This is a genomic window from Pseudomonas sp. PWP3-1b2 (assembly GCF_049896045.1).
Classification (GTDB): domain Bacteria; phylum Pseudomonadota; class Gammaproteobacteria; order Pseudomonadales; family Pseudomonadaceae; genus Aquipseudomonas; species Aquipseudomonas antarctica_B.
This window is the reverse complement of the sequence record NZ_JAFCTN010000008.1, coordinates 53,971-70,784: the sequence shown is the minus strand read 5'-3', so window position 1 is coordinate 70,784 and position 16,814 is coordinate 53,971. Positions and strand designations below refer to the sequence as shown.

Below are 16,814 nucleotides of genomic sequence, written 5' to 3'. Positions count from 1 at the left end.
TATGGACGCATTGATTCTGTTGGGCAGCTTTATCGCCTTGATCCTGATCGGCATGCCGGTGGCGTATGCACTCGGGTTATCGGCGCTGATTGGCGCGTGGTGGATCGACATTCCATTCCAGGCCTTGATGATTCAGGTCGCGGGCGGCGTGAACAAGTTTTCGTTGATGGCGATTCCGTTCTTCGTACTGGCCGGGGCGATCATGGCCGAGGGCGGCATGTCGCGGCGGTTGGTGGCGTTTGCCGGAGTGCTGGTGGGTTTTGTACGCGGCGGCTTGTCGTTGGTCAACATCATGGCCTCGACGTTTTTCGGGGCGATTTCCGGCTCATCGGTGGCCGACACCGCTTCGGTGGGCTCGGTGCTGATCCCGGAAATGGAACGCCGCGGCTATCCCCGCGAATTCGCCACGGCCGTGACGATCAGCGGCTCGGTGCAGGCACTGCTGACCCCGCCCAGCCATAACTCGGTGCTCTACTCACTGGCGGCCGGCGGCACGGTGTCCATCGCCTCGCTGTTCATGGCCGGCGTGGTGCCGGGCTTGCTGATGAGCGCGTGCCTGATGGTGCTGTGCCTGATCTTCGCCAAGAAGCGCGACTACCCCAAAGGCGAAGTCATCCCGCTCAAGCAAGCGCTGAAAATCTGCGCCGACGCGTTGTGGGGCCTGATGGCCATGGTGATCATCCTCGGCGGCATTCTCTCGGGTATTTTCACCGCCACCGAATCCGCCGCGATTGCCGTGCTGTGGGCGTTTTTCGTGACCATGTTCATCTACCGCGACTACAAATGGAGCGAGCTGCCCAAGCTGATGCACCGCACGGTGCGCACCATTTCCATCGTAATGATCCTGATCGCCTTCGCCGCCAGCTTCGGCTACATCATGACGCTGATGCAGATCCCGGCGAAGATCACCACGATGTTCCTGACCCTGTCGGACAACCGTTACGTGATCCTGATGTGCATCAACGCCATGCTGCTGTTGCTCGGCACGGTGATGGACATGGCGCCGCTGATTTTGATCCTCACGCCGATTCTGCTGCCCGTGGTGCTGGGCATCGGCGTGGACCCGGTGCATTTTGGCATGATCATGCTGGTGAACCTGGGGATTGGCCTGATTACCCCGCCGGTGGGCGCCGTGTTGTTTGTGGGCGCAGCGGTGGGCAAGGTCAGCATCGAGAAAACCGTGAAGGCATTGCTGCCGTTTTACGCGGTGTTGTTTCTGGTGCTGATGGCGGTGACCTACATTCCCGCACTGTCGCTGTGGCTGCCGGGCGTGGTGCTTTAAACACAATTATCAAGAACAAACGAGATCAACTGTGGGAGCTGGCTTGCCTGCGATGGCGGTGTATCAGTCACACGTGCATCAGCTGATAGATAGCCATCGCAGGCAAGCCAGCTCCCACATTAAACCTCTGTGTTTGCTCCACTTCACACGGCGGGACACCATGCCTTCTGAATTCATCGAACTCAATGATCAACTCACGCGCCTCACCCTGGCTCCAGCCGTGGGCGGCAGCATCGTCAACTGGACGGTCATCGCCACCGGCCAGCCGCTGTTACGCCACAGCGACGAGCACGCCGTGAACACCGGCTTGCCGGGCAAACTCGGCTGTTATCCGCTGGCGCCCTGGTCCAACCGGATTGCCGAAGGCGGTTTCGACAACCCTGACGGTTGGCTGGCACTGGCGCCGAACAGCCTTACAGACCCGCTGCCCATTCATGGTTCGGCGTGGCAACAGGCGTGGCAGGTGGTCAGCCAGGCGGCGGACGAGGTGGTACTGGCGGTGGAGTGTGAGACGCCGTTTGCCTATCGCGCCGAACAGCGGTTTCGGTTGAGCAATGGCCAGTTGAGTATTGCCTTGTGCGTGACTCATCTGGCTGAACACCCGGCGTGGCATGGAGTGGGATTGCATCCGTATTTGCCGCGTCGGCCAGGTACACGGCTGCAGGCGAAAGCCGCGCAGGTGTGGATGAGTGATGCGTCGAAGCTGCCGACGGGCCTGGCGCCGCTGCCGATGGAATGGGACTTCCAGCAACTCAAAGGCCTGCCGGAGGGGTTGGTGGACAACGGGTTTTGCCAGTGGGACGGGCATTGCCGAATTGAACAGCCGGAGCTGGGGTATGCGCTGGAGTGTCAGGCCAGCGGTGCCGATTACTTTCTGTTGTACTGCCCGCCAGGGTTGGGGTTCTTTTGTATTGAACCGGTGAGTCATCCGGTGAATGCCCACCACTTGCCGGGAAGACCCGGCCTGAAGCTGTTGAAGCAAGGCCAGTCGACTCAGCTGGAGTTCAGCCTGAAATACAGGCCAACTGTGGGAGCGGGCTTGCCTGCGATGGCGGTACATCCGTAAAAGATGCATCAACTGACAGCTTGCTATCGCAGGCAAGCCAGCTCCCACATTGACCGGGTCTATTCAGGGAGGGCTGTTTTTGAGGCGCCCGGCGGTGTCGATGCTTACCACCACCGACAACCCCGGACGCAGCCGCTCGCTCTCGGCCTGGTCCGGGTCCACCGTGATCCTCACCGGCACGCGCTGGGCAATCTTCACAAAGTTGCCCGTGGCGTTGTCCGCCTGCAACAGGCTGAACTCCGAGCCGGTCGCCGGGGATATATGCTGCACCGTGCCATGAAATTTTCGGTGGTTCAGTGCATCAACGGTAAAGGTCACCGGTTGGCCGACCTGCACATTGTCCATCTGGGTTTCTTTCATGTTCGCGATCACCCACAGCTGATGCGGCACCAGCGCCATCAACTGCGCGCCGGAATTGACGTAAGCGCCGAGGCGCACGCCAATCTGGCCCAGCTGCCCGTCACGCGGCGCGGTGATGCGGGTGTTGGAGAGGTCAATGCGCGCCAACTCAACGGCCGCATCGGCGCTTGCGACGGAAGCTTCCAGTGAACCGCGATTGACGATCACCGTTTGCAGGTCCTGCCGTGCGATGTCCAGATTGGCTTGAGCCTGGGCAACCGCCGCGATCGTCTGCGCGTTGGCGGCGCGGGTCACGTCCAGCTCGCGCCTGGACACCGAACCGTCGCTGATCAGTTCTTCATTGCGACGCAAATCTGCGGTGCTCTTGCGTGCCTGAGCCTCGCTGTCCGCCAACGCCGCCTGACGCAACTTGATGGTGGCTTCGGCACTGTTGCGCTGCTGCACCACATTGGCCAACCCGGCCTTCTGCACGGCCAATTGCGCCAGCGCCTGATCAAGGCGCTGCTTGTAAATGCGGTCATCCAGACGCACCAGCAAGTCGCCGGCCTTCACGTACTGGAAGTCCTGCACCGGCACCTCAAACACATAGCCGCTGAGTTGCGGGCCGATGATCGTCACCTGGCCGCGCACCAGGGCGTTTTCGGTGGTTTCAACCGCACTGCTGAACGGCGGCAATTGCCAGGCATACAGCACGATCAGCACGCCGACGATGGCAATCGCGGCAAAGCCCATCGAGGAAATAACGCGCACCCGCAGCGAGCGTGGCTCAGTCACGGTTGACCCTGCAGGTGTCGTGCCTTCAGGGGTGGAGGCGACGGCATTCGTGGTAGTGGTAGTTTCAGTCATTGAGTTACGCCGCTGGGTTGAACGGGAGTGGCTGCTGCTTTGGTGGTACTCATCAGCCACAGGCTGCGGATAAAGATCCAGATCATGGTGAGGATCGCGATGATCGCGATCAGCATGAAAACATCGTTGTAAGCCATCACATTCGCCTCTCGGGTTGCCGCCGTGGCAAGGCTGCGGATGCCCATCAGGTTGCGCAGTTCCGGGTCGGCGATGATGCTGCCATAAGCCGAACCGCCGCTTTGCACGCGCGCCGCCACCCGTGGGTCGAGCAAGGTCAGGTGTTCGACGATCATGCTCGAATGGTACTTCTCGCGCACGATCTGGAACGTGCCGAGCAAGGCCGCGCCGATCAGGCCGCCAAGGTTCTGGCAAATCCCGAACATCACCGAAAAACTCACCAGGTTGCGCGGGTTGGTCAGCACGTTTCGCGTGCCCAGCACCATGGTTGGCCCGAGGAAAAAGGTGCCGCCAAAGCCCAGCAGAAACTGGCTGATGTAGAGGTTTTGCGGCCGGGTCAGGTTGCTGGAGAAACTGTCCATCACCGAACCCGTCGCCATCAGCGCCAGGGAGATGATCAACGGCATCAGCAAGTGCGCCGGGTTGATCGTCAGCGCACTGACCACCAGCCCGGCAATCGCCCCGGCCAGCATCACCACGTACAGGGTGTGCATCTGCTGGTAACTCATGTTCAGCATTTGCATGAACCCCACGGCGCCAGTGGATTGCTCCGACAGCACCATGCGAATCAGCACCACCGCCAGCGCCAGGCGAATCATCACGCCGCTGCCGAGCCAGCGCGTCATCAACATCGGGTTGGCGCGGTTATGCTCGATCGCCAGGCCGGCCATGATCAGCACCAGCGAGAGCGCCGACGCCACGCCGATCCACGGAGCTTCCAGCCACCAGTCGATACGCCCCAGAGACAGCACCGCGCACAACAGCGCGACCCCGCTGGCGAGGATGGCGAAGGTCAGGAAGTCGAGCTTTTCGAAGGTTTTGAAGCGGTCGCCGGGCGGCAGCTTGAGCAGGAACACGCAGCCCAGACAGATCAGCGCCATGCCCAATTCGAACAGATAGAGGCCGCGCCATTCGGCGATTTGCAGCAAGTCCTCGGAGAACAGCCGCGCCAGCGGTAACGCGAGTTGCGCCGTGCCCAGGCCCAATACCAACGCCTTCAAGCGCCACTTGGCCGGAAATGCCTGGATCATGTAGTACAAGCCCAGCGAACTCAGCGCCGCGCCGACCATGCCGTGGGCCGCGCGTACCGCAATCGCTGAGCTGAGGTCGTTGACGAATAAATGGCCGAAGGTCACCAGTGCATACAGCACCAGAAACACCTCGGTAAACGCGCGCAGGCCGAACTGCTGACGAAACTTCACCAGCAGCAGGTTCATGCACACATTGGTCATTACGTAGGCGGCGGGCAGCCAGGCCATTTCGGCGGTGGTGGCACCGAGTGCGCCTTGCAGGTATTGCAGGTTGGCGATAACCAGCGCGTTGCCCAGGCCCCCGGTAATCGCCACCAACACGCCCACCAGCGCAAACAGCCAGCGCTTGGGCGTGGAATGCAGCGGCGTCGACGGCGAGCCGGGCAGGCTCGGTCGCTCGTGGGGCTGCCAGGTGTGGGGGGTGTATTTATCCATTTGGGAGTAGTAGACCTGAGCGGCGTTCAACTTGCCAAGCCTAAGGCGGGCACTTTCAACACTGTGGGAGCTGGCTTGCCTGCGATGGCGGTATGACTGATCCACCGCTATCGCAGGCAAGCCAGCTCCCACATTTGAACTGTATTTCAAGTCAGGATGAGAGGGCAGCCTTGAACAGCATGCCGGCGGCCACCAGTACGCACAGGCTGGCGAAACCCACTTGCAGGACCCGCGCCTTGATCACCGTACACAGGCGGCGCCCAAGCAACATGCCGAGGATGCTCGCGCCGATAAACACCCAGCCCATGGGCTCGATGCTGATACCGGCACGAAACGCGCCGACCACGCCCACCAACGAGATCAGACTGATCACCATCAGTGAGGTGGCGACGATGCCGCGCATCTGCACGTCGGTGAGTTGCTTGAACGCCGGTACGATCAAAAAGCCGCCGCCCACGCCAAGCAGGCCCGACACCGCGCCGGTCACCGCGCCCAACGCCGCGAGGGTGGCGCTGCATTTGGCGGTCCAGTCGAAGCGACCGGTCTGCTGGTCCAGCATGCAGTTCTTTTGGCCCCAGGACGCAGTGCCGTGATCACTCGGCCCGGCTTCAACCTTTTCGCGCTGCAACATGCGCCAGGCCACCAGCACCATCAGCGCGCTGAACAGGCCCATCAGCAGTTTTTCCGGCAACTGATGGGCGACATACACCCCCAGCGGTGAAAACAACGCGCCCAGCAGCGCGATCAACAACGCCGCGCGGTAACGCACCAGGCCATGGCGCAAGCCGTCGATCGCTCCGACCGCCGCCGCCGCGCCCACCGCGAGCAATGACACCGGCGCGGCCTGGGTCATGCTCAAGCCCAGCCCCAGCACCAGCGCCGGCACCCCGAGGATGCCACCGCCCGCACCGGTCAGGCCCATGACCAGCCCCATCAATAATCCCAACACACCTGCCAGCAGCATTTAATCCACCTTGCTCAGGCGCGTCAGCCACTCGCGGCCCTTGAGCATGCCGTTCCAGTAGAACCACGGCAGCAGCGTGGCCTTGAGGAACCACATCGAGCGTCGCGCTTTAGTCGGGTCAAGGGGAAAGGTCGGCAGCAGCTTGCCGCCGTAGCCGAACTCGGCCAGCACCACCTTGCCCTTCTCTACCGTCAGCGGGCAGGAACCGTAGCCGTCGTATTTGAGCGGCAGTGGCGCCTGTTTACGCAGGGCCAGCAGGTTTTCGGCAACCACCACAATTTGCTTGCGCACCGCCGCAGCGGTTTTCGCGTTGGTGGTGCCGCACACATCACCCAGGCCAAAGATGTGCGGGTAGCGCAGGTGTTGCAGGCTCTGCGGGTTCACTTCACACCAGCCGGCAGCATCGGCCAGCGGGCTCTGGCGGATGAAATCCGGGGAGACTTGCGGCGGGACCACGTGCAGCAGGTCGAAGGATTTTTCTTCGACGGCAACGTTGCCCTCGGCATCCTTCACCTCGAACCAGGCCTTGCGCGCCGGGCCGTCAACCTTGATCAGGTTGGAATTGAACGCCAGGTGCGCGTTGTATTTCTCGACGTATTTCATCAAGGGCGGCACAAAGGTCGGCACGCCGAACAGTGCCGCGCCGGCCAGGTTGAATTCCACATTGATGTCTTTCAGAACGCCCCTTTTGAGCCAGTGATCGCAGGAGAGGTACATCGCTTTTTGCGGTGCGCCCGCGCATTTGATCGGCATGGCTGGCTGGGTGAAAATCGCCTTGCCGCCCTTGAGTTGTTGCACCAACTGCCAGGTGTACGCCGCATGCTGGTAGCTGTAGTTGGACGTGACGCCGTTTTGGCCGAGGGTGTTTTCCAGGCCTTCGACCTTCTCCCAGGCCAGGCGAAGGCCGGGGCACACGATCAGGTTTTTCCAGCTGACCCGCTGGCCGCTGTCGAGTACCAGGCTCTGTTCGTCGGGCAATAACTCGCTGACAACGGCCTGCACCCAGGTCACGCCATTGGGCAACACATCCGCCAAGGCGCGTCGGGTCTTTTTCAGGTCGTAGGCGCCGCCACCCACCAGCGTCCAGGCCGGCTGGTAATAATGAAATTCGTTCGGTTCGATCAGGATGATGTTGAGGTGAGCGTCGCGCTTGAGCAGGCTGGCCAGCAGGCCGATGCCCGCCGAGCCGCCGCCGATGACTACGATATCGCCACTGATGGTCGGTCCACAGTGTTGCTCATTCATGGTCAGTCGCCTTTCTTATCGTGCACACAAGGGTCGCTGCCGGATGGCGTCACGCCCAACTTTTAATAACCGCGCCGCAGTACAGCCCGGACAGGGTTTTCATTACTTGAATTACTTCGTGGCTGGCCAGCCCGTAAAAAATGTATTTGCCTTCCCGACGGGTGGCGACCAACCCTTCATCCCGCAAGATGCCCAACTGTTGCGACAGCGTGGGCTGACGTACGCCGGTGAGGGCTTCGAGCTCGCCAACGTTGCGCTCGCCCTGCGTCAACTGGCAGAGGATCAGCAAACGGTCTTCATTGGCCAGCGCCTTGAGCAGGGAACAGGCCTTGGACGCCGACGCCCGCAACTGGGCGACTTCGCCTTCACTCAGAGTAGATTCCATTTGCTTCGGGTCCTTTGTGTCACTTAAGCTCAAAACATTATGTGTAAACGTAAACTGATTGTAACCACTTTTTTCGCTATCGGGGACAGCCGCCATGCCAGCGTTGATTCAAGCTTTTCTGGACGAGGCATCGTCGACCTATACCTACGTTATTTATGAACACGACAGCGGCCCGTGCGCCATTGTTGATTCAGTGCTCAATTACGACCCGGCCTCCGGGCGCACCGAGACGACCGGCGCAGATAAAGTCATCGCGTTTGTGCATGAGCACGGTTTGCAGGTGCAGTGGCTGCTGGAAACCCATGCCCACGCCGATCACCTGTCGGCGGCGCCGTACTTGCGCCGCGCGTTGGGCGGCAAGATTGCGATTGGTCAGTCGATCAGCAAGGTGCAGGGTGTGTTCAAGAGGTTGTTCAATCTGGAGCCGGAGTTTTGCGTGGACGGCTCGCAGTTTGATCACCTGTTTGCGCCGGATGAGGTCTTTCACATCGGCAATTTGAAAGCTCAGGCGCTGCATGTGCCGGGGCATACGCCGGCGGACATGGCCTATCTGATTGAGGATCGGTTGATTCTGGTGGGCGACACGCTGTTTATGCCCGATGTGGGAACGGCGCGTTGCGATTTCCCCGGCGGCGATGCGCGGCAGTTGTATGCGTCGATGCGCAAGCTGTTGGCGTTCCCGTTGGAAACCGAGCTGTACGTGTGCCACGACTATCCGCCGGAAGGCCGCGAGGCTAAATGCCTGACGACGGTGGCTGAGCAGCGGGCGGGGAATATTCATGTGCATGACGGTGTGGATGAGGCGGCGTTTGTCGAGATGCGCACCACCCGTGATGCCGGGCTGGGAATGCCGACATTGTTGTTGCCGGCGATTCAGGTGAATGTGCGGGCGGGGAATATGCCGCCGGCGGAAGACAACGGCGTTGTTTACCTGAAGATCCCTCTTAACCAACTGTGAAATGCCGAGACCAACTCTGAAAGACTGGACCCTGTGGGAGCTGGCTTGCCTTCGATGGCGGTGCATCAGTAACAAATGTGCCAGCTGACCCACCGCCATCGCAGGCAAGCCAGCTCCCACAGTTGAATTGGGTTGATTCTGGTGGATATCAGGTGCCCAGGTTGATGCCATTCGCCGGCAGTGGCAGCGCGGTTTTGTAGCGCACTTGCTTAAGCGCAAAGCTGGAGCGGATGTTGGCCACGCCGGGCACCTTGGTTAAAAAATCCATCATGAAGCGTTCCAGCGACTGGATCGTCGGCACCAGCACCCGGATCAAATAATCCGGGTCGCCCGCCATCAGGTAGCACTCCATCACTTCCGGCCGGTCCGAGATCGCGCCTTCGAATTGCTGCAACGCCAGTTCATTCTGCTTTTCCAGGCTCACATGGATGAACACGTTGACGTGCAACCCCAGCAAATCGGCGTCGAGCAGCGTGACCTGGTCGCGAATCAGGCCCAATTCCTCCATCGCCTTCACCCGGTTGAAACACGGCGTGGGCGACAGGTTGACCGAGCGGGCCAGGTCGGCGTTGGTGATGCGCGCGTTCTCCTGCAAGGCGTTGAGAATGCCGATATCGGTACGGTCCAGTTTGCGCATGAGACAAAATCACCTGTTTATTATGTTTATGCAGTTTTTTTATCCGCAAATGATCCACAGCGCAATGAAACAGAGATAAATATTCTTCTACGCCACGCCTATGATTGTTGTAGGACAAGATTTCTTCTACCCGAAGACGGACTGTCAGCTAGCGCGCCCACTACAAGAAATTCACAAGATAGAGCGTAGAAAGCCATGACTCAGCAGTACGAACCACTGCACCTGCACGTCCCCGAACCCTCGGGCCGCCCAGGCTGCAAAACCGACTTTACCTACCTGCGCCTGACTGACGCAGGTACGGTGCGCAAACCCGCCATCGACGTAGAACCCGCCGATACCGCCGACCTGGCCAAGGGCCTGATTCGCGTGCTCGACGACAAGGGCCAGGCCCTCGGCCCGTGGGCTGAAGGCGTCAGCGTCGACATCATGCGCCGTGGCATGCGCGCCATGCTCAAGACGCGGATCTTCGACAACCGCATGGTGGTCGCCCAGCGTCAGAAAAAAATGTCGTTCTACATGCAAAGCCTTGGCGAAGAAGCCATCGGCAGCGCCCAGGCCCTGGCCTTGAACATTGACGACATGTGCTTCCCGACCTACCGCCAGCAAAGCATCCTGATGGCACGCGAAGTGCCGTTGGTGGACCTGATCTGCCAACTGCTGTCCAACGAGCGCGACCCGCTCAAGGGCCGCCAGTTGCCGATCATGTACTCGGTCAAGGACGCTGGCTTCTTCACCATTTCCGGCAACCTTGCCACCCAATTCGTACAAGGTGTGGGCTGGGGCATGGCCTCGGCAATCAAGGGCGATACCAAAATTGCCTCGGCCTGGATCGGCGACGGTGCCACGGCTGAATCCGACTTCCACACCGCCCTCACCTTCGCCCACGTCTACCGCGCGCCAGTCATCCTCAACGTGGTGAACAACCAGTGGGCGATTTCGACGTTCCAGGCCATCGCCGGTGGTGAAGCCACCACCTTCGCCGGACGCGGCGTCGGGTGCGGCATTGCTTCCTTGCGGGTGGACGGCAACGACTTTATCGCGGTGTACGCCGCTTCCGCCTGGGCGGCCGAGCGTGCGCGCCGCAACCTGGGGCCGACCCTGATTGAGTGGGTCACCTACCGCGCCGGCCCGCACTCCACCTCGGATGATCCTTCCAAGTACCGCCCTGCCGATGACTGGAGCCACTTTCCCCTCGGCGACCCGATTGCCCGTCTCAAACAGCACCTGATCCAGATTGGCCAGTGGTCCGAAGAGGAACACGTGGCGGTCAGTGCCGAACTTGAAGCCGAAGTGGTCAAGGCGCAAAAAGAAGCCGAAACCTACGGCACCCTCGCCGGCGGGCAGATTCCAAGCGCCGCCACCATGTTCGAAGACGTCTATAAAGAGATGCCGGAGCACTTGAAGCGCCAGCGTCAAGAGTTGGGGATCTGACATGAACGATCACAACAACAGCATTGATGCGGAAACTGCCATGACCACCACGACCATGACCATGATTCAGGCCCTGCGCTCGGCCATGGATGTGATGCTCGACCGCGATGACAACGTGGTGGTGTTCGGCCAGGACGTGGGTTACTTCGGCGGCGTGTTCCGTTGCACCGAAGGCTTGCAGACCAAATACGGCAGCTCGCGGGTCTTCGATGCGCCGATCTCCGAAAGCGGCATCGTCGGCGTCGCGGTAGGCATGGGTGCCTACGGTTTGCGCCCGGTCGCCGAGATTCAATTCGCCGACTACGTGTACCCCGCCACCGACCAGATCATCTCCGAAGCAGCTCGCCTGCGTTACCGCTCGGCGGGCCAGTTCACGGCGCCCTTGACCATGCGCATGCCGTGCGGCGGCGGCATCTACGGTGGCCAGACCCACAGCCAGAGCATCGAAGCGGTGTTCACTCAGGTCTGCGGCCTGCGCACGGTGATGCCGTCCAACCCCTACGACGCCAAGGGTTTGCTGATTGCCTCCATCGAAAACGATGACCCGGTGATCTTCCTTGAGCCAAAACGCCTGTACAACGGCCCGTTCGACGGCCATCACGACCGCCCCGTTACGTCGTGGGCAAAACACCCGCAAGCGCAAGTGCCGGACGGCTATTACACCGTGCCGCTGGATGTGGCCGCCATCGTGCGTCCGGGCTCGGCCGTGACCGTGCTGACCTACGGCACCACCGTGTACGTGTCACAAGTCGCCGCTGAAGAAACCGGCATCGACGCCGAGGTCATCGACCTGCGCAGCCTGTGGCCGCTGGACCTGGAAACCATCGTCAAATCGGTGAAAAAGACCGGCCGTTGCGTGGTGGTGCACGAAGCCACGCGTACCTGCGGCTTCGGCGCCGAACTGGTAGCGCTGGTGCAAGAGCATTGCTTCCATCACCTGGAAGCGCCGATCGAACGCGTCACCGGTTGGGACACCCCCTACCCGCACGCGCAGGAGTGGGCGTATTTCCCAGGGCCGACCCGAGTGGGCGCGGCGTTGAAACGGGTTATGGAGGTCTGAATGGGCACGCACGTTATCAAGATGCCGGACATTGGCGAAGGCATCGCAGAAGTTGAGCTGTCGGTATGGCACGTAAAAGTCGGCGACCTGGTGGTTGAAGACCAGGTACTGGCGGATGTGATGACTGACAAGGCGATGGTCGACATTCCCTCGCCGGTGCACGGCAAAGTGATTTCCCTGGGCGGCGTGCCGGGCGAAGTCATGGCCGTGGGCAGTATTTTGATCAGCATTGAAGTGGAAGGCGCGGGCAACGCCAAGCAAGCGCCGGTGGTGGCTGAGCCCGTCGAGGCCGCGCCTGCACCGGTTGTTGAAGCCAAGCCAGCGCCCGTGGTTGAGGCTAAACCAGCGCCCAAACCTGCTGCTGCACCTGTCGCCCGTGAAGCTGACGAACGCCCACTGGCCTCGCCTGCCGTGCGTAAACACGCACTGGATGCTGGCATCCAACTGCGTCTGGTGCAGGGCTCCGGCCCGGCGGGCCGGATTTTGCACGAAGATTTGGAGGCGTTCCTGCTTCAGGGGCCGGCGAAACATTCCGCTACGGCCAACCCCTACGCTGAACGCAACACCGAAGAACAGATCCCGGTGATCGGCATGCGCCGCAAGATTGCCCAGCGCATGCAGGACGCCACCCGCCGAGCCGCGCATTTCAGCTACGTGGAAGAGATCGACGTCACCGCCCTCGACGAGCTGCGCGTGCACCTCAACGAGAAACACGGCGCCACACGCGGCAAGCTGACCCTGTTGCCATTTATCGTGCGCGCCATGGTTGTGGCGTTGCGCGACTTCCCGCAGATCAACGCGCGTTACGACGATGAAGCTCAGCTCATCACCCGCCTGGGCGCCGTGCATGTGGGCGTCGCCACCCAAAGCGATATCGGTTTGATGGTACCGGTGGTGCGTCACGCCGAAGCCCGCAGCCTGTGGGGCAATGCCGAGGAAATCGCGCGGTTGGCGACTGCCGCGCGCACGGGCAAGGCCAGCCGTGACGAGTTGTCGGGCTCCACGATTACCCTGACCAGCCTGGGCGCCTTGGGCGGTATCGTCAGTACGCCAGTGCTGAACCTGCCGGAAGTGGCCATCGTCGGGGTCAACCGCATTGTGGAACGGCCAATGGTGATCAAGGGCCAGATCGTGATCCGCAAGATGATGAACCTCTCCAGCTCCTTCGATCACCGCGTGGTCGATGGCATGGACGCGGCGCAATTCATCCAGGCCATTCGCGGCCTGCTCGAACAACCCGCCAGCCTGTTCCTGGAGTAAGTCATGCACACCTTGAATACCAAACTGCTGATTATCGGCGGCGGCCCTGGCGGCTATGTGGCAGCCATTCGTGCCGGCCAGCTGGGCATTCCGACCATTTTGGTCGAAGGTCAGGCACTGGGTGGTACCTGCCTGAATATCGGCTGCATTCCCTCCAAAGCCTTGATCCACGTGGCCGAGCAGTTCCAGCAAACCCTCCACCACAGCCAGAATTCTCAACTGGGCATTAAGGTGGATGTTCCGACGCTGGATATCGGCAAAAGCGTGGCATGGAAAGACGGTATCGTCGATCGCCTGACCACAGGCGTTGCCGCATTGCTGAAAAAACACAAAGTCCAGGTGATACACGGTTGGGCCAAGGTCGTGGACGGCAAGACTGTTGATGTCGGCGACCAGCGCATTCAGTGCGAACACCTGTTGCTCGCCACCGGCTCGAAAAGCGTCAACCTGCCGATGCTGCCGATTGGCGGGCCGATCATCTCCTCCACTGAGGCCTTGGCGCCAAAAAGCGTGCCCAAACGCCTGATTGTAGTGGGCGGCGGTTATATCGGCCTGGAACTGGGCATCGCCTACCGCAAGCTGGGCGCCGAGGTCAGTGTGGTCGAGGCGCAGGATCGCGTTCTGCCCGCCTACGACGCCGAGCTGACTCAGCCGGTCAACGAATCCCTCAAGCACTTGGGCGTGAAGCTGTACCTCAAGCACAGCGTGACTGGCTTCGAGAACAACTGCCTGCAGGTGCGTGACCCGAATGGCGACACCCTGACCCTGGAAACCGACCAGGTACTGGTAGCCGTCGGCCGCACACCCAACACCCAGGGCTGGAACCTCGAAGCCCTGAACCTGGACATGAACGGTTCGGCCATCAAGATCGACAGCCACTGCCAGACCAGCATGCGCAATGTGTACGCGATTGGTGACCTGAGCGGCGAACCGATGCTGGCGCACCGGGCCATGGCCCAGGGTGAAATGGTGGCCGAACTGATCAGCGGTGAAGCCCGTGAATTCAACCCGGCCGCCATCCCGGCGGTGTGTTTCACCGACCCGGAACTGGTGGTGGTCGGCAAGACGCCGGACGACGCCAAGGCGGCCGGCCTGGATTGCATCGTCTCCAGTTTTCCGTTTGCGGCAAATGGCCGGGCGATGACCCTGGAGTCGAAAACCGGCTTCGTGCGCGTTGTCGCGCGGCGTGACAACCACCTGATCGTCGGCTGGCAAGCCGTGGGCGCTGGCGTCTCGGAACTCTCCACCGCGTTCGGCCTGAGCCTGGAAATGGGCGCACGCCTGGAAGACGTGGCCGGCACCATACACGCCCACCCGACCCTCGGCGAAGCCGTGCAGGAAGCCGCCCTCAGGGCATTGGGCCACGCGTTGCATATGTAAAACCAGGGTGAGGCCATCGCAGGCAAGCCAGCTCCCACAGGGGAATGCATTCCAAATGTGGGAGCTGGCTTGCCTGCGATAGCGGTGGACCGACCAATACCAGTGGCTGAATGGTCCACCCTCGCGCTCCCACATAAAGCAAGAATGAAGTATTGTTGCGCCCATCCAGTAAAAAACCGACAAGCCTGCCTTCGACCAGGCGGTTGACCAGAGATAGAGGGTGTCATGGGTAACGAAAGCATCAATTGGGACAAGCTGGGTTTTGACTACATCAAGACCGACAAGCGGTTTCTCCAGGTTTGGAAAAACGGCGAGTGGCAAGAAGGCACCCTGACCGACGACAACGTGCTGCACATCAGCGAGGGCTCCACCGCCCTGCATTATGGTCAGCAATGCTTCGAAGGCCTCAAGGCCTACCGCTGCAAGGACGGCTCGATCAACCTGTTCCGCCCGGACCAGAACGCCGCCCGCATGCAACGCAGCTGCGCACGCCTGCTGATGCCGCATGTGCCGACCGACGTGTTCATCGACGCCTGCAAACAAGTGGTCGCGGCCAACGAGCGGTTCATTCCGCCCTACGGCAGCGGCGGCGCGCTGTACCTGCGCCCGTTCGTGATCGGCACCGGTGACAACATCGGCGTGCGCACTGCGCCGGAATTCATCTTCTCGGTATTCGCCATCCCGGTCGGCGCCTACTTCAAGGGCGGCCTGGTGCCCCACAACTTCCAGATCTCCACCTTCGACCGCGCCGCGCCACAAGGCACCGGTGCCGCCAAGGTCGGTGGCAACTACGCCGCCAGCCTGATGCCGGGTTCGGAAGCGAAGAAAGCCGGTTTCGCCGACGCGATCTACCTGGACCCGATGACCCATTCGAAAATCGAAGAAGTCGGCTCGGCCAACTTCTTCGGGATCACCCACGACAACCAGTTCATCACGCCGAAGTCGCCTTCGGTGCTGCCAGGCATCACTCGCCTGTCGCTGATCGAACTGGCTAAGTCCCGCCTGGGCCTGACCGTTGTCGAAGGCGAAGTGTTCATCGACAAACTGGACCAGTTCAAGGAAGCCGGTGCCTGCGGCACTGCTGCCGTGATTTCGCCAATCGGCGGCATCCAGTACAACGGCAAACTGCACGTGTTCCACAGCGAGACCGAAGTCGGCCCGATCACCCAGCAGCTCTACAAAGAGCTGACCGGCGTGCAGACCGGTGAAGTTGAAGCGCCGGAAGGCTGGATCGTTAAGGTCTAAACCACAGCGCAACACCGGCAACACCACAAAACCCCTGTGGGAGCTGGCTCGCCTGCGATGGCGGTGTATCAGTCACTGAATACGTTGACTGAGATACCGCCATCGCAGGCAAGCCAGCTCCCACAGTTGCTTGAGGTGTGCTCAAGTGTGTTCAGGGTTGTTCGGGGATATTCACCGCAACCTTCTTCCCCATACTGATCCTCGGCTCCACCCCATACCCCAACGCCTCATAAAACCCCACCACCGCATCATTGCCGCCGGTGATCTGCAGGTTGATCTTCATGCAGCCCAGCGCACTCAACGCTCCCTCCGCATGCCGCACCAATGACGCGCCCAAGCCCCTGCGGCGATAATCAGCCCGCACCGCCACCGAATACAGCCAGCCACGATGCCCGTCGTACCCCGCAAGGATGGTGCCGATTACGGCTTTCTTGTCCGTCGCCACAAAGAACAGCCCGTCGTTGACGGCCAACTTCTTGTCAATCGCCAGGGTCGGCACATTGTGCGCAGTCTCGTAGCCGAAAGCCTCCTGCCACAAGGCAACCACCTGCGCCCGGTGCTGCCGGTCGCGGTACGGCCCAATCGGGTGCCGGGATGACAAGGGTTTCTCCATCACCAACGTACGCTCGTTGCCGTGATACACATCGCGCACGGTGTTAAACCCCAGCTTCGTATAGAACGGCTCGGCGGTCAGCGAAGACGGCACACTCAACACCGTGACGCCCGCCTCACGGGCACGCAGCTCGATTTCGATCATCAACAGCCGCCCTATCCCCTGCCCTTGCAACGCCGGGTTGACGAACACCGAGCGCACCACATTGCCATCCAGCGCCGCCGTGGCAACCACCTGCTGATCCTGAACCGCCACCAGCACCACACGGCGCGTCAACAAGCCCAGCACCGCCTGCGGGGTGAAATTGCTCGCCACCCGGGCAATCACATCCGCCGGGTAATCCCGCGCATTGCTGCTGTACAACGCCGCGAGGATGACCTGACTGATGCCCTCGGCATCGGCGGTTTGAGCGAGACGAACGGCGGTAGACATGAATCCT

Annotated in this window: 15 protein-coding genes; 8 read left to right on the top strand and 7 right to left on the bottom strand. The window is 61.1% G+C overall.

Going from position 1 to position 16,814, the window contains the following annotated elements:
- Position 1: 1 nt before the first annotated feature.
- Positions 2-1,282 (top strand): TRAP transporter large permease, encoded by a 1,281-nt coding sequence (locus ACP7A2_RS07880; protein ID WP_348058067.1) that lies wholly within the window; start codon positions 2-4, stop codon positions 1,280-1,282.
- 160 nt (positions 1,283-1,442) lie between these two features.
- Entirely contained in the window at positions 1,443-2,348 is a 906-nt protein-coding gene (locus ACP7A2_RS07875; RefSeq protein WP_426133764.1) for an aldose 1-epimerase, read from the top strand.
- A gap of 63 nt (positions 2,349-2,411) precedes the next feature.
- On the opposite strand, the gene ACP7A2_RS07870 is transcribed toward ACP7A2_RS07875, so the two are convergent.
- The 5 genes from ACP7A2_RS07870 to ACP7A2_RS07850 form a co-directional block, all read right to left on the bottom strand.
- On the bottom strand, positions 2,412-3,554 hold the full coding sequence (locus ACP7A2_RS07870) for an HlyD family secretion protein (RefSeq protein WP_426133763.1): 1,143 nt from the start codon (positions 3,552-3,554) through the stop codon (positions 2,412-2,414).
- Positions 3,551-5,197: an MFS transporter gene (locus tag ACP7A2_RS07865; protein WP_426133762.1), complete on the bottom strand. Its 1,647-nt coding sequence runs from the start codon at positions 5,195-5,197 to the stop codon at positions 3,551-3,553. The genes ACP7A2_RS07870 and ACP7A2_RS07865 overlap by 4 nt, the downstream gene beginning before the upstream one ends.
- A gap of 151 nt (positions 5,198-5,348) precedes the next feature.
- The gene (locus ACP7A2_RS07860) at positions 5,349-6,161 is read right to left on the bottom strand and encodes a sulfite exporter TauE/SafE family protein (protein WP_426133761.1); all 813 of its coding nucleotides are present in this window, start codon (positions 6,159-6,161) and stop codon (positions 5,349-5,351) included.
- Positions 6,162-7,406 (bottom strand): FAD/NAD(P)-binding oxidoreductase, encoded by a 1,245-nt coding sequence (locus tag ACP7A2_RS07855; protein ID WP_426133760.1) that lies wholly within the window; start codon positions 7,404-7,406, stop codon positions 6,162-6,164.
- Positions 7,407-7,455: 49 nt separating this feature from the next.
- Positions 7,456-7,791, bottom strand: coding sequence for an ArsR/SmtB family transcription factor (locus ACP7A2_RS07850; RefSeq protein ID WP_005789341.1), 336 nt, complete (start codon positions 7,789-7,791; stop codon positions 7,456-7,458).
- Positions 7,792-7,885: 94 nt separating this feature from the next.
- On the opposite strand from ACP7A2_RS07850, the gene ACP7A2_RS07845 reads away from it, so the two are divergent.
- A complete protein-coding gene (locus tag ACP7A2_RS07845) occupies positions 7,886-8,749 on the top strand; it encodes an MBL fold metallo-hydrolase (RefSeq protein WP_426133759.1) in 864 nt (287 codons plus the stop codon).
- Between the two features lie 148 nt (positions 8,750-8,897).
- Here the strand turns inward: ACP7A2_RS07845 and bkdR are convergent, their stop codons facing one another.
- Positions 8,898-9,386, bottom strand: coding sequence for a Bkd operon transcriptional regulator BkdR (gene bkdR, locus ACP7A2_RS07840; protein WP_078743488.1), 489 nt, complete (start codon positions 9,384-9,386; stop codon positions 8,898-8,900).
- 195 nt (positions 9,387-9,581) lie between these two features.
- On the opposite strand from bkdR, the gene ACP7A2_RS07835 reads away from it, so the two are divergent.
- The 5 genes from ACP7A2_RS07835 to ACP7A2_RS07815 all read left to right on the top strand — a co-directional run bounded on the left by ACP7A2_RS07835 (position 9,582) and on the right by ACP7A2_RS07815 (position 15,762).
- A complete protein-coding gene (locus ACP7A2_RS07835; RefSeq protein ID WP_426133758.1) occupies positions 9,582-10,817 on the top strand; it encodes a 3-methyl-2-oxobutanoate dehydrogenase (2-methylpropanoyl-transferring) subunit alpha in 1,236 nt (411 codons plus the stop codon).
- 1 nt (position 10,818) lies between these two features.
- Entirely contained in the window at positions 10,819-11,877 is a 1,059-nt protein-coding gene (locus ACP7A2_RS07830) for an alpha-ketoacid dehydrogenase subunit beta (protein ID WP_426133757.1), read from the top strand.
- Positions 11,878-13,137 (top strand): dihydrolipoamide acetyltransferase family protein, encoded by a 1,260-nt coding sequence (locus ACP7A2_RS07825; protein ID WP_426133756.1) that lies wholly within the window; start codon positions 11,878-11,880, stop codon positions 13,135-13,137.
- Positions 13,138-13,140: 3 nt separating this feature from the next.
- A complete protein-coding gene (gene lpdA, locus ACP7A2_RS07820; RefSeq protein WP_426133755.1) occupies positions 13,141-14,517 on the top strand; it encodes a dihydrolipoyl dehydrogenase in 1,377 nt (458 codons plus the stop codon).
- A 225-nt stretch (positions 14,518-14,742) separates the two neighbouring features.
- On the top strand, positions 14,743-15,762 hold the full coding sequence (locus ACP7A2_RS07815) for a branched-chain amino acid aminotransferase (protein ID WP_426133754.1): 1,020 nt from the start codon (positions 14,743-14,745) through the stop codon (positions 15,760-15,762).
- Between the two features lie 151 nt (positions 15,763-15,913).
- On the opposite strand, the gene ACP7A2_RS07810 is transcribed toward ACP7A2_RS07815, so the two are convergent.
- Positions 15,914-16,807, bottom strand: a complete 894-nt coding sequence (locus tag ACP7A2_RS07810; protein ID WP_426133753.1) for a GNAT family acetyltransferase — start codon at positions 16,805-16,807, stop codon at positions 15,914-15,916.
- Positions 16,808-16,814 lie beyond the last annotated feature (7 nt).